The organism is uncultured Serinicoccus sp., assembly GCF_947500995.1.
Classification (GTDB): Bacteria; Actinomycetota; Actinomycetes; order Actinomycetales; family Dermatophilaceae; genus Ornithinicoccus.
The window spans coordinates 124,097-135,905 of sequence record NZ_CANMUA010000004.1 but is presented as its reverse complement, the minus strand read 5'-3'; the positions used below and the strand labels follow the sequence as shown (position 1 = coordinate 135,905).

12 protein-coding genes are annotated in these 11,809 nt (G+C 71.8%); 2 read left to right on the top strand and 10 right to left on the bottom strand.

The genetic code is table 11. The annotated features are described in order from the left end of the window. Nucleotides 1-31: 31 nt before the first annotated feature. The gene (locus Q0967_RS07655; RefSeq protein WP_298749462.1) at nucleotides 32-1,630 is read right to left on the bottom strand and encodes an ABC-F family ATP-binding cassette domain-containing protein; all 1,599 of its coding nucleotides are present in this window, start codon (nucleotides 1,628-1,630) and stop codon (nucleotides 32-34) included. Nucleotides 1,631-1,801: 171 nt separating this feature from the next. Between Q0967_RS07655 and Q0967_RS07650 the strand changes: the two genes are divergently transcribed. Then, nucleotides 1,802-2,680, top strand: a complete 879-nt coding sequence (locus Q0967_RS07650) for a neutral zinc metallopeptidase (protein ID WP_298749464.1) — start codon at nucleotides 1,802-1,804, stop codon at nucleotides 2,678-2,680. A 94-nt stretch (nucleotides 2,681-2,774) separates the two neighbouring features. Beyond that, nucleotides 2,775-4,130 carry a dicarboxylate/amino acid:cation symporter gene (locus tag Q0967_RS07645; protein ID WP_298749466.1) on the top strand — a complete coding sequence of 452 codons (1,356 nt, stop codon included), beginning with the start codon at nucleotides 2,775-2,777 and terminating at the stop codon, nucleotides 4,128-4,130. Nucleotides 4,131-4,237: 107 nt separating this feature from the next. Here Q0967_RS07645 and Q0967_RS07640 read toward each other — a convergent pair whose 3' ends face one another. From Q0967_RS07640 to Q0967_RS07600, 9 genes are read right to left on the bottom strand one after another with little or no spacing between them, the layout of a single operon-like run. Next, nucleotides 4,238-4,894: an acVLRF1 family peptidyl-tRNA hydrolase gene (locus tag Q0967_RS07640; protein ID WP_298749468.1), complete on the bottom strand. Its 657-nt coding sequence runs from the start codon at nucleotides 4,892-4,894 to the stop codon at nucleotides 4,238-4,240. A gap of 16 nt (nucleotides 4,895-4,910) precedes the next feature. Continuing rightward, nucleotides 4,911-5,234: a metal-sulfur cluster assembly factor gene (locus Q0967_RS07635; protein WP_010148516.1), complete on the bottom strand. Its 324-nt coding sequence runs from the start codon at nucleotides 5,232-5,234 to the stop codon at nucleotides 4,911-4,913. Between the two features lie 38 nt (nucleotides 5,235-5,272). Next, nucleotides 5,273-5,761, bottom strand: a complete 489-nt coding sequence (gene sufU, locus Q0967_RS07630) for a Fe-S cluster assembly sulfur transfer protein SufU (RefSeq protein WP_298749473.1) — start codon at nucleotides 5,759-5,761, stop codon at nucleotides 5,273-5,275. 16 nt (nucleotides 5,762-5,777) lie between these two features. Further along, nucleotides 5,778-7,115 carry a SufS family cysteine desulfurase gene (locus tag Q0967_RS07625; protein WP_298749474.1) on the bottom strand — a complete coding sequence of 446 codons (1,338 nt, stop codon included), beginning with the start codon at nucleotides 7,113-7,115 and terminating at the stop codon, nucleotides 5,778-5,780. Between the two features lie 19 nt (nucleotides 7,116-7,134). After that, entirely contained in the window at nucleotides 7,135-7,893 is a 759-nt protein-coding gene (sufC, locus tag Q0967_RS07620; RefSeq protein WP_298749477.1) for a Fe-S cluster assembly ATPase SufC, read from the bottom strand. A 49-nt stretch (nucleotides 7,894-7,942) separates the two neighbouring features. Further along, complete coding sequence (locus Q0967_RS07615; protein WP_058891048.1) at nucleotides 7,943-8,281, bottom strand: non-heme iron oxygenase ferredoxin subunit; 339 nt, start codon at nucleotides 8,279-8,281, stop codon at nucleotides 7,943-7,945. Beyond that, nucleotides 8,278-9,498, bottom strand: coding sequence for a Fe-S cluster assembly protein SufD (sufD, locus tag Q0967_RS07610; protein WP_298749483.1), 1,221 nt, complete (start codon nucleotides 9,496-9,498; stop codon nucleotides 8,278-8,280). The genes Q0967_RS07615 and sufD overlap by 4 nt, the downstream gene beginning before the upstream one ends. Next, nucleotides 9,498-10,919: a Fe-S cluster assembly protein SufB gene (gene sufB, locus Q0967_RS07605; protein WP_298749486.1), complete on the bottom strand. Its 1,422-nt coding sequence runs from the start codon at nucleotides 10,917-10,919 to the stop codon at nucleotides 9,498-9,500. The genes sufD and sufB overlap by 1 nt, the downstream gene beginning before the upstream one ends. Nucleotide 10,920: 1 nt before the next feature. Next, nucleotides 10,921-11,742: a metalloregulator ArsR/SmtB family transcription factor gene (locus tag Q0967_RS07600; RefSeq protein WP_298749489.1), complete on the bottom strand. Its 822-nt coding sequence runs from the start codon at nucleotides 11,740-11,742 to the stop codon at nucleotides 10,921-10,923. Nucleotides 11,743-11,809: the final 67 nt, after the last annotated feature.

The window sequence follows — 11,809 nt, the reverse complement described above, 5'->3', positions numbered from 1 at the left end:
CGACCGTCACCGGGCCACCTTTCCGACGCCCTCAGGCCAGGGCGATGAGCTCTTCGTAGTCACGTCCCCACAGGTCCTCGACCCCGTCCGGGAGCAGCAGGACCCGCTCGGGCTCGAGCGCCTGCACGGCGCCCTCGTCGTGGCTGACCAGGACGACGGCACCCTCGTAGGAACGCAGCGCGGAGAGCACCTCTTCCCGGGAGGCCGGGTCGAGGTTGTTGGTCGGCTCGTCCAGGAGCAGCACGTTGGCGGCGGACACGACGAGGGTCGCCAGGGCCAGCCTCGTCTTCTCCCCACCCGAGAGCACGCCGGCCGGCTTGTCGACGTCGTCACCGGAGAAGAGGAAGGAGCCCAGCACCTTGCGGGTCTCGGTCTCGTCGAGGTCCGGGGCGGCCGACTTCATGTTGTCCAGCACGCTGCGGTGCACGTCCAGCGTCTCGTGCTCCTGGGCGTAGTAGCCGAGCTTGAGCCCGTGCCCGGGCTGGACCTCCCCGGTGTCCGGGTCGTCGATGCCGGCGAGCAGGCGCAGCAGCGTCGTCTTGCCGGCGCCGTTGAGCCCCAGCACGACCACCTTGGACCCCCGGTCGATCGCCAGGTCGACGTCGGTGAAGATCTCCAGGCTGCCGTAGGACCTCGACAGCCCCTCCGCGGTGAGCGGGGTGCGCCCGCACGACGCGGGCGTCGGGAAGCGCAGCTTGGCCACCTTGTCGCTCCGCCGCTCCCCCTCGAGCCCGGCCATCATCCGCTCGGCCCGGCGAGCCATGTTCTGGGCAGCGACCGCCTTGGTCGCCTTGGCGCGCATCTTGTCGGCCTGCGCCAGCAGCGCGGTCGCCTTCTTCTCGGTGTTGGCCCGCTCCCGGTGGCGCCGCCGCTCGTCGGCCTCGCGCTGCGCGAGGTAGGCCTTCCACCCCATGTTGTAGACGTCCAGCACCTGCCGGTTGGCGTCGAGGTAGAACACCTTGGTCACGACGGTCTCGATGAGGTCGACGTCGTGCGAGATCACCATGAGGCCGCCGGTGTGGCTCTTGAGGTGCTCGCGCAGCCAGGCGACGGAGTCGGCGTCCAGGTGGTTCGTCGGCTCGTCGAGCAGGAGGGTGTCCGCGCCGGAGAAGAGGATGCGGGCCAGCTCGATGCGGCGCCGCTGCCCGCCGGAGAGGGTGCGCAGGGGCTGCTCCAGCACCCGGTCCGGCAGGCCCAGGCTGCTCGCGATGGAGGCGGCCTCGGACTCGGCGGCGTACCCGCCCCGGCTGCTGAACTCCGCGTCCAGCCGGGTGTAGCGGGCCATCGCCCGCTCGCGCTCCTCGCCGTCGCCGCTGGCCATGGTCTCCTCGGCCCGGCGCAGCCCCCGGATGATCTCGTCGAGTCCGCGCGCGGACAGGATCCGGTCGCGCCCCAGCACCTCCAGGTCGCCGGTGCGCGGGTCCTGGGGGAGATAGCCGATCTGACCCGTGCGGGTGATGGTGCCGCCCGCCGGCTGCCCCTCGCCGGAGAGCATCCGGGTGAGGGTCGTCTTGCCCGCCCCGTTGCGACCCACGAGCCCGACCCGGTCACCCGGGCCGACGCGGAAGGTGACGTCCTCCATGAGCAGGCGAGAGCCCACGCGGACCTCGACACCGGCGGCGCTGATCACGGACGGGCTCCTTCACGGGTGGCGGGCAGCACGGGAACGGCGCTGCAGGGAGGGGTGTGGTGGCTCCCGGACGGCCTCGGGTGCGGTCGCGTCCTGGGGGGGCTCGTGACTAGTCTACGCGCTGTGGCCCCGGTCCCCCGACCGGCGCGGACGCACCGGGACGGAGCATCGATGACCTTCAGGGAGAACGCCAACATCGGCGGCGGGCGCGCGCGTCGCGCCGGCGGTGGCGGCAAGGTGGCGGTCGGCGGAGGTCTCGGCGCCCTGGTGATCGCGCTGGTGGTCATGCTGCTGGGCGGGGACCCGGGCCAGGTGCTCGGGTCGCCGGAGGAGCCGGCCCCCCAGGCGGAGAACGTCGACCTGGCGCAGTGCCGGACCGGAGCCGACGCCAACGCCGACGTCGACTGCCGGATGAAGGCGACGATGGTCTCGCTCGAGGACTACTGGACGGCCGTGCTGCCGGACGCCGACCCCACCACCGCGATCCTCTTCTCCGGGTCGGTGCAGACCCAGTGCGGGTCCGCCTCGAGCGCCGTGGGGCCGTTCTACTGCCCGCTGGACCGGCGGATCTACCTCGACACCGGCTTCTTCGACCAGCTCGAGGGCCAGCTGGGAGCCGACGGAGGCAGCTTCAGCCAGATGTACGTCCTGGCCCACGAGTACGGCCACCACGTCCAGAACTGGACCGGGGCGCTCCAGTACTCCCAGCAGGACCCGCGCGGCCCGGAGTCCGGGGCGGTACGGGTCGAGCTGCAGGCGGACTGCTTCGCCGGCGCCTGGGCGGGCAACGCCACCCGGACCGAGGACGACGAGGGCAACGCCCTGCTCGAGGAGCTGACCCGCGAGGACGTCGAGTCCGCGCTGTCGGCCGCCTCGGCCGTCGGCGACGACTCCATCCAGGAGCGGGTGCAGGGCCAGGTCACCCCGCACACCTGGAGCCACGGCAGCTCCGAGCAGCGCATGGGCTGGTTCATGCGGGGCTACGAGTCGGGCGACGCCAACCGGTGCGACACCTTCGCCGCGGCCAGCGTCGACGACTACGAGGGGTGAGCGAGGTCACAGCCGGAGGGCCGGAATAGCCGGGCCATAACGCCCTGTTGGGACGAGGGTTGCACCACCTCATCCCCCACCGGAAGGTTCCGCCGTGCTGTCCCGTCTTCGTCGGGTGTCCTTCGGCACCCAGGTGCTCATCGGCCTCGTGCTGGGTGTCGTGCTGGGCCTGGTGGCCCGGTCCACCGGCGCCAGCGCCGACAACCCCACCTGGCTGTCCGAGACGTTGTCCATCATCGGCTCCTCGTTCGTCACCCTGCTGCGCACCATCGTCCCGCCGCTGGTCTTCCTCGCGATCGTGTCCTCGATCGCCAACCTGCGACAGGTGACCAACGCGGCCCGTCTGGCGTGGCAGACGCTGCTGTGGTTCGCCATCACCGCCCTGATCTCGGTGTCCATCGGTATGGTCGTCGGCTGGGTCGTCGACCCCGCCCGGGGTGCGGGGGTCACCACGGCGGACGCCGCCGCGCCCTCCAGCACGGGTGGATGGTTGGACTTCCTCACCGGTCTCATCCCGGCCAACAGCCTCGGGATCTACGCCCGGGAGGGCGAGGACGGCGTCAGCCTGTCCTTCAACGTCCTGCAGATCCTCATCCTGGCCATCGCCGTCGGGGTCGCGGTGGTCAAGGTCGGCAAGGACGCGGACCCGTTCCTGGCCTTCACCCGCTCCGCCCTCAGCGTCGTGCAGAAGGTCCTGTGGTGGGTCATCCTGCTCGCCCCGCTCGCGACCGTCGGCCTGCTGGGCAACGCCATCGTGTCCTACGGCTGGGAGACCATCGGCTCCCTGGGCCGGTTCACCCTCGCGATCTACGCCGGTCTGCTGCTCGTCGTCGGCGTCCTCTACCCCGTCCTGCTGCGTCTGCACGGCCTCTCGGTCAAGCAGTTCTTCACCGGCGTGTGGCCCGCCATGCAGCTGGGCTTCGTGTCGCGCTCCTCGATCGGCACCCTGCCGGTCACCCAGTCCGTCACCGAGCGCAACCTCGGGGTGCCCCGGGCCTACGCCGCCTTCGCCGTGCCGCTGGGGGCGACGACCAAGATGGACGGCTGCGCCGCGGTCTACCCGGCCGTCGCCGCGATCTTCGTGGCCCAGTTCTTCGGCGTCGACCTCGGCGTGACGGAGTACCTCCTCATCGCCTTCGTCTCGGTGCTGGGCTCGGCCGCCACCGCGGGCGTCACCGGTGCGACCGTCATGCTCACGCTGACGCTGTCCACGCTGGGGCTGCCGCTGGAGGGCGTGGGTCTGCTCCTCGCGGTCGACCCGATCCTGGACATGGGGCGCACCGCCACCAACGTCACCGGCCAGGCGCTCGTCCCCACGATCGTGGCCAAGCGCGAGGGCATCCTCGACCAGGACGTCTACGACGGCGACCGCCGCGGCCTGCCCTGGGCGCAGGAGCAGCCGAAGGAGCCGGCCCCCGCGGGGCCGGCACCCAGCGGCTCCCCCGCCTGACCTTCGGCGGCGGCACCCCCGACACCGACCGGGCGCCGTCCGTGGTGGTCCGCCACCACGGGCGGCGCTCGGTGGCGTGTGGGGCAACCATCCGCGACGCTCGGTGCTCAGGCGTTGTGAACCTGCACGCGCACCGCGCGGCCGCGCCGGACCGCGTCGTCGAGGACCGCGCGGCGCGGGTCCGGGAGGTCCCACAGCGTCCGCCGCGGCAGCCCGGTCACGGCGCCCGTCGACGCCGGCAGCTCCTCCAGGACGGCCTCGGCCAGGCCGCGGTCACCGCCCAGGACCAGGCCCCCGGGCACGCTCCCCCGGTCCGTCGACCCCTCCCCCAGCAGCCGCACGGTATGCCCCGCCACCGCCTCGACGAGCACGTCCGCCTGGTTCGCCCGGCGACGGGCGAAGCGTTGCTGGCTCCACCCTCCGGCCGCCGTGCGCGACTGCACGTGCCGGGTACCGACCTTGTGCCGCGCCAGGGACCCGTCCGGGCCGACCAGGGCGACGGCATACCCCCCACGTCGGACCAGGACCACCAGCAGCGCAGGCGACTGCTCCCAGCCCGGCGCCGGCCCCTCGGTGTCGTCCGCGCCCGGGGTGCGCCAGGACCGCATCCGGGCCCACGACCCGTCCTGGGCCCGCGCCTCCCAGGCCCCGGCCGTGTCGTCGGTCACGACCGACCAGGACAGCGGCCCGTGGGAGGCCGTGAACCGGTCGACCCACCCCGCGAGCCGCTCGGGAGCGACGTCGACGAGGTGGGTCGAGGTCATCGGGGAGGCTCGCGCCTCAGACGTTGAAGCCGAGCGCGCGCAGCTGCTCGCGCCCGTCCTCGGTGATCTTGTCCGGGCCCCACGGCGGCATCCAGACCCAGTTGATCCGGTGGCTGGTGACCAGACCCTCCAGGCTCTGCGCGACCTGGTCCTCGATGACGTCGGTCAGCGGGCAGGCGGCCGAGGTGAGGGTCATGTCGATGACGGCGTGGCTGGCCGCGTCCACGGTGACGCCGTAGACGAGGCCGAGGTCGACGACGTTGATCCCGAGCTCGGGGTCCACGACGTCGCGCAGGGCCTCCTCGACGTCGGCGACGTTGGGCGGGGTGGTGGTGGTCATGCGTTCCTCCAGAGGTGGGGCGTCGGGTCGGTGGTCGGTCAGGCGCCCTCGGGTCGCTCGCTGGCGGCGGAGATGTCCGCGCCGGCGCGCGCGAGGGCGTCGAGGTAGGCGGTCCAGGGCAACAGGGCGCACTTCACGCGCGCAGGGTACTTCGCGACACCGGCGAAGGCGACGGCGTCGCCGATCTGCTCGGCGTCGCCGGGGTCCGTCCCGCGGCTGGTGAGCATGGCGTGCAGGTGCCGGTAGGTCTCCAGGGTCTCGGCGACCGGCCGGCCCAGTGACTCCTCCGCGAGCACGGAGGCGGAGGCCACCGAGATCGAGCAGCCGAGCGCGTCGTAGGACACGTCGCGCAGCACCGGGGCGCCGTCCTGGGCGCCGCCGGCCACGGTCTCCAGGTGCACCCGCAGGCTGATCTCGTCGCCGCAGGTGGGGTTGACGTGGTTGACCTCGACGTCGTAGGGCTCGCGCAGGCCGGCGTGCTGCGGCCGCTTCGCGTGGTCGAGGATGAGCTCGCCGTACAGGTCCATCAGCGTCGCGCTCCTCTCAGCCCGCCAGTCCGAAGATGCCGGGCACCCGGTCGAGCGCCTCGGCGAGGGTGTCGACCTCCTCCAGGCTGGTGTAGATCCCGAAGCTCGCGCGGGTCGAGGCGGGCACCCGCAACCGTCGGTGCAGCGGCCACGCGCAGTGGTGACCCGTGCGGACCGCGACGCCGGAGTCGTCGAGCACCTGGCCCACGTCGTGCGGGTGCACCCCGTCGGCGACGAAGGAGACCGCACCGATCCGGCGCTGCGGGTCCGGCGGGCCCAGCACCCGGAGCCAGGGCCGGTCGGCCAGCAGGTCGAGGGTATGCCGCATGAGCTGCTGGTCGTGCGCGTGCACCCGGTCCAGCCCCACCTCGGTGAGGTAGTCGAGCCCGGCGGCGAGACCGACGGCCTGCGCGGCCATGGGGACCCCCGCCTCGAACTTCGCCGGCGGCGGGGCATAGGTGGACCTTTCCATCCGGACGACCTCGATCATCGAGCCCCCGGTGAGGAAGGGAGGCATGGCCTCCAGCAGCCCACGCCGCGCCCAGAGCACCCCGACCCCGCTGGGCCCGAGGGTCTTGTGCCCGGTGAAGACCAGGGCGTCCACCCCGGAGTCCGCGGCGGTGAGCGGACGGATGTCGAGGTGCGGCGCGGACTGGCAGGCGTCCACCACGACGAGCGCGCCCACGGCGCGGGCCGCCGCGACCACCGGCGACCCGGGGCCGAGGTCGTTGACGGTGCCGAGCACGTTGGAGACGTGGGTGAGGGCGACCACGCGGGTCCGCTCCCCCACGACCTCGTCGAGACGGGCGACGTCGAGCTCGCCGTCGTCGTCCACCCCGATCCAGCGCAGCGTGGCCCCGGTGCGCCGGCACAGCTCCTGCCACGGCACGAGGTTGGCGTGGTGCTCCATCTCGGTCACCACGACCTCGTCACCGGTGCCCAGCCGCAGCCGCCGCGCCCAGGAGTCGTCCGCACCGTCGAGGGCGCCGGGCGCCCCCGCGTTGGAGAAGGCGTAGGCCAGCAGGTTGAGGCCCTCGGTGCCGTTCTTAGTGAAGACGACCTCGCCGGTGCCGGCCCCCAGGAAGCGCGCGACGGTCTCCCGCGCGCCCTCGAAGGCGTCCGTGGCCTCCTCGGCCAGCTGGTGCGCACCGCGGTGCACGGCGGCGTTGTGCCGCTCGTAGAACTCCCGCTCGGCGTCCAGCACGACCCGGGGCTTCTGCGAGGTGGCGCCGCTGTCGAGGTAGACGAGGGGACGCCCGCCGCGCACAGTGCGGCGCAGCAGGGGGAAGTCGGCGCGGATCCGGCCGATCTCCACCCGGCTCAGCGGCTGGGCCGCCAGCTGTCCCGTCGTCATACCTCGGTGTCCTCCGTCCTCAGACGCCGGCGGTGAGGAAGCGGTCGTAGCCCTCCTCCTCGAGCCGGTCGGCCAGGTCGCGACCACCGGACTCGGCCACCCGGCCGTTGACGAAGACGTGCACGTAGTCGGGCTGGATGTAGCGCAGGATGCGCGTGTAGTGGGTGATGAGCATGACGCCCAGCCCGGTCTTGTCCTTGACCCGGTTGACGCCCTCGGACACGACCTTGAGCGCGTCGACGTCCAGGCCGGAGTCGGTCTCGTCGAGGATGGCGATCTTGGGCTCGATGAGCTCCATCTGGAGGATCTCGTGGCGCTTCTTCTCGCCGCCGGAGAAGCCCTCGTTGACGTTGCGCTCGGCGAAGGCCGGGTCCATGCGCAGCGCCTCCATGGCGCCCTTGACGTCCTTGACCCAGTGGCGCAGCTTGGGGGCCTCGCCGTCGATCGAGGTCTTGGCGGTGCGCAGGAAGTTGGACACGGTGACGCCCGGCACCTCGACGGGGTACTGCATCGCGAGGAAGAGCCCCGCCTGCGCCCGCTCGTCGACGCCCATGGCCAGGACGTCCTCGCCGTCCAGCAGGACCTGGCCGCCGGTCACGGTGTACTTCGGGTGGCCGGCGACGGCGTAGGCCAGGGTCGACTTGCCCGAGCCGTTCGGGCCCATGATGGCGTGGGTCTCGTCGGAGTTGATGGTGAGGTCGACGCCCTTGAGGATCTCCTTGGCGGAGTCCTCGGTCTCAACGCTGACCTGCAGGTTCTTGATCTCCAGGGTGGTCATGCTTCTCCTTGGTGCAACAGGTGGGTATGTCGTGGTGCCGGGGCCGGGCTCAGACGCCGGCCGTGGTCGTGCGCAGGGTGACGAGGACGCTGCCGTCCTCGTCCACCCGCAGCTCGTGCACGGCGATCGGGATGGTCGCGGGCAGCTGCTCCGGCGCCCCGGTGGTCATGTTGAACTGCGAGCCGTGCAGCCAGCACTCGATGTGCTGGCCCTCGATCTCGCCCTCGGCCAGGCTGACGTTGGCGTGGCTGCAGGTGTCGTCGAAGGCGTGGAGCTCGCCCGCGCTGTCGCGGGCGATGGCCACGCGGCGACCCTCGATCTCGGCGACGACCGCCCCCACCTCGGAGGGCAGCTCGTCGACCGAGCAGACACGGACGGGCTCGCTCATGCGGCGGGGGTCCTCCCCATGGTGAGCGAGAGCTCCTCGTCGATCGCCGTCATGAGGGTCTCCACGACCTCCGGGACCCCGATCTTGGCAATGATGTCGGCGAAGAAGCCCCGCACGACCAGGCGCCGGGCCTCGTCCTCGGTGATGCCGCGCGACATGAGGTAGAAGAGCTGCTCGTCGTCGAACCGTCCGGTCGAGCTCGCGTGACCCGCACCGGCGATGTCACCGGTCTCGATCTCCAGGTTGGGGACCGAGTCGGCGCGCGCGCCGTCGGTGAGCACGAGGTTGCGGTTGAGCTCGTAGGTGTCGATGCCCTCGGCCTCGGCCCGGATGAGCACGTCGCCCACCCAGACCGTGCGGGCGGTGTCGCCCTGCAGGGCGCCCTTGTAGGTCACCAGCGAGGTGCACCGGGGGGCGTTGTGGTCGACGAAGGAGCGGTGCTCCAGGTGCTGACCGGCGTCGGCGAAGTAGACGCCGAGCAGCGTCGCGTCCCCGCCGGGCCCGGCATACCGGACGTTGGAGTTCATCCGCACGATGCCGCCGCCGATGGAGACCGCGATGTGCTTGTAGGTCGCATCCCGGCCCACGAGCGCCTCGTGCTGCGCCAGGTGCAGGGCCTCGTCGTCCCAGCGCTGCAGGGACACGACGGTGACCTCCGCGCCGTCCCCGACAAGGACCTCGAGGTTGCCGGTGTGGTCCGCGGCCCCGGTGTGGTCGAGGATGACCAGCGCCTTGCTGTGCGCGCCGGCCTCCAGCACGACGTGCCCGTTGGAGCGGCGGCCCGCGCCGCGGCCGGTGACGTCGACCCGCACCGGCTGGGACAGCTCGGCCTCGGCGGCGATCGCGACGTGCAGGGCCTGCCCGGTGTTGGCCGAGGCGACGGCCGCGCCGCGGTCCTCGGGCACCAGCACGGTGCCGCGGGGCGCCTGGCCCGGGGCCAGCGTCCCCACAGTCACGCCGTCGAGGGCCTGGACGGCGACGTCGGCGGCGGCGTCACCCTCCCGGTCGTCGGTGGCGGCGTCGGAGAAGAGACCGGCCAGCCGGTCGACCGGCGTGAACCGCCACTCCTCCTCGCGCCCGGTCGGGACGCCGAAGGCGTCCACGTCGAAGGACCGGGTGCGCGCTGCGCGGGACTGGTCGGGGATGCGGTGGTCCCCGCCGATCTGGGCCTGGGGGTCCTGGTGGTCCTGGGTCGTCTCGTCGACAAGAAGCGACATCAGCCGACGGCTCCTTCCATCTGCAGCTCGATGAGGCGGTTGAGCTCGAGGGCGTACTCCATGGGCAGCTCGCGGGCGATCGGCTCCACGAAGCCGCGCACGATCATCGCCATGGCCTCGGTCTCGGACATGCCTCGGGACATGAGGTAGAACATCTGGTCCTCGGACACCTTGGAGACGGTCGCCTCGTGGCCCATCTGCACGTCGTCCTCGCGGACGTCGACGTAGGGGTAGGTGTCGGACCGGGAGATCTGGTCGACCAGCAGCGCGTCGCAGACGACCGAGGACCGGCTGTGGTGCGCGCCCTCGTTGATCTGGACCAGGCCGCGGTAGGACGACCGGCCGCCACCACGGGCCACCGACTTGCTCACGATGGTCGAGGAGGTGTGCGGCGCGGCGTGCACCATCTTGGAGCCCGCGTCCTGGTGCTGGCCCTCGCCCGCGAAGGCGACGGACAGGGTCTCGCCCTTGGAGTGCTCGCCGAGCAGGAAGACGGCCGGGTACTTCATCGTGACCTTCGACCCGATGTTGCCGTCGATCCACTCCATGGTCGCGCCCTCGTCGCAGGTGGCCCGCTTGGTGACGAGGTTGTAGACGTTGTTCGACCAGTTCTGGATGGTGGTGTAGCGCACCTTGGCGTTCTTCTTCACCACGATCTCGACGACCGCGCTGTGCAGGCTGTCGGTCTTGTAGATCGGGGCGGTGCAGCCCTCGACGTAGTGCACCGACGAGCCCTCGTCGGCGATGATGAGGGTGCGCTCGAACTGGCCCATGTTCTCGGTGTTGATCCGGAAGTAGGCCTGCAGCGGGATGTCGACGTGGACACCCTTGGGCACGTAGATGAACGAGCCCCCGGACCAGACGGCGGTGTTGAGCGCGGAGAACTTGTTGTCGCCCGAGGGGATGACCGACCCGAAGTACTCACGGAACAGGTCGCCGTGCTCGCGCAGGGCGGTGTCGGTGTCCAGGAACAGGACGCCCTTCTCCTCCAGGTCCTCGCGGATCTGGTGGTAGACGACCTCGGACTCGTACTGCGCGGCGACGCCGGCGACGAGCCGCTGCTTCTCGGCCTCGGGGATGCCGAGACGGTCGTAGGTGTTGCGGATGTCCTCGGGCAGGTCCTCCCAGCTGGTGGCCTGCTTCTCGGTGGACTTCACGAAGTACTTGATGTTGTCGAAGTCGATGTCCGACAGGTCCGCGCCCCAATGGGGCATCGGCTTCTTGCCGAAGAGGCGCAGCGCCTTGAGGCGCTGGTCCAGCATCCACTGCGGCTCGTTCTTCCGGTCCGAGATGTCGCGCACGACGGCCTCGGAGAGCCCGCGCCGCGCCGAGGCTCCGGCCTCGTCCCGGTCGGCCCAGCCGTACTCGTACTTGCCCAGGTCCTTCAGGCCCGGGTTGAGCTCCTCGATGTTGGTGCTCATGTCACGTCCTCTCGTCGGCGGTGCGGTCGGTGTGGTCTGTGCGGTCAGGTGTCCTCGGTATGACGAACGGCGGCGCACTCGCTCTTTCTTCCGCACTCGGCGGTGCGGTCCCGAGGGCGCCGATCGGCACGAAGGTCGTGCAGACGTGCTCGCCCCCGGCCAGCGTCGCCAGCCGCTGGACGTGCACGTCGAGGATGCGGGCGATGGCCTTGGTCTCGGCCTCGCAGAACTGCGGGAACTCGGTGGCCACCTCGCGGACGGGGCAGTGGCCCTGGCACAGCTGCAGGCCGGCGAGCCCGGTCCCCTCCCCCACGGGGCGGGCGGAGGCGGCATACCCCTCGTGCGAGAGCGCCTTGGCCAGGGCGGCCGTGCGCGTCTGCAGGTCGTCGCTCCCGGCGTCGGCGACGGCACGGTCCACGGACGCGCGCAGGCGCTGCTCGAGCTGCTCGATCTGGGCCTCGGCGAAGGACTCGACCGCGGCGACCCCCACCCGGTCGGCGAGGTAGTGCAGCGCGGAGTTGGCCACCCCGTCGTAGCTGGTGCGGAACTGCTCCTGCCCCAGGGAGGTGAGGACGTAGGCCCGCGCGGGGCGACCACGTCCCCGGCGGCCGGGCAGCGGCCCGTCGTGCTCGGCGATGAGCCCGGCCTCGTCCAGGGCGTCCAGGTGGCGACGCACGGCCGCAGGGGTCAGCCCCAGCTCCTTGGCCAGCGCGCTCGCCGTCACCGGCGCCCGTTCCCCCACGGCGCGACGCACGCGGTCCCGGGTCCGGGACTCGTCGTGCACCTCCGCCATGGCGTCGGGCACCTGCGTGATATTCACCATGACAGTGTGACGTATTCGCGAGGCGGGTGCCAAGGTAGGGCACCCTCACCCTGGACGGCGGTGCCGG

Coding starts and splice junctions, on each gene's coding strand:
- Q0967_RS07650 (WP_298749464.1), top strand. CDS start 1,802: ATGACCTTCAGGGAGAACGCCAACATCGGCGGCGGGCGCGCGCGTCGC.
- Q0967_RS07640 (WP_298749468.1), bottom strand. CDS start 4,894: ATGACCTCGACCCACCTCGTCGACGTCGCTCCCGAGCGGCTCGCGGGG.
- Q0967_RS07635 (WP_010148516.1), bottom strand. CDS start 5,234: ATGACCACCACCACCCCGCCCAACGTCGCCGACGTCGAGGAGGCCCTG.
- sufU (WP_298749473.1), bottom strand. CDS start 5,761: ATGGACCTGTACGGCGAGCTCATCCTCGACCACGCGAAGCGGCCGCAG.
- Q0967_RS07625 (WP_298749474.1), bottom strand. CDS start 7,115: ATGACGACGGGACAGCTGGCGGCCCAGCCGCTGAGCCGGGTGGAGATC.
- sufC (WP_298749477.1), bottom strand. CDS start 7,893: ATGACCACCCTGGAGATCAAGAACCTGCAGGTCAGCGTTGAGACCGAG.
- Q0967_RS07615 (WP_058891048.1), bottom strand. CDS start 8,281: ATGAGCGAGCCCGTCCGTGTCTGCTCGGTCGACGAGCTGCCCTCCGAG.
- sufD (WP_298749483.1), bottom strand. CDS start 9,498: ATGTCGCTTCTTGTCGACGAGACGACCCAGGACCACCAGGACCCCCAG.
- sufB (WP_298749486.1), bottom strand. CDS start 10,919: ATGAGCACCAACATCGAGGAGCTCAACCCGGGCCTGAAGGACCTGGGC.
- Q0967_RS07600 (WP_298749489.1), bottom strand. CDS start 11,742: ATGGTGAATATCACGCAGGTGCCCGACGCCATGGCGGAGGTGCACGAC.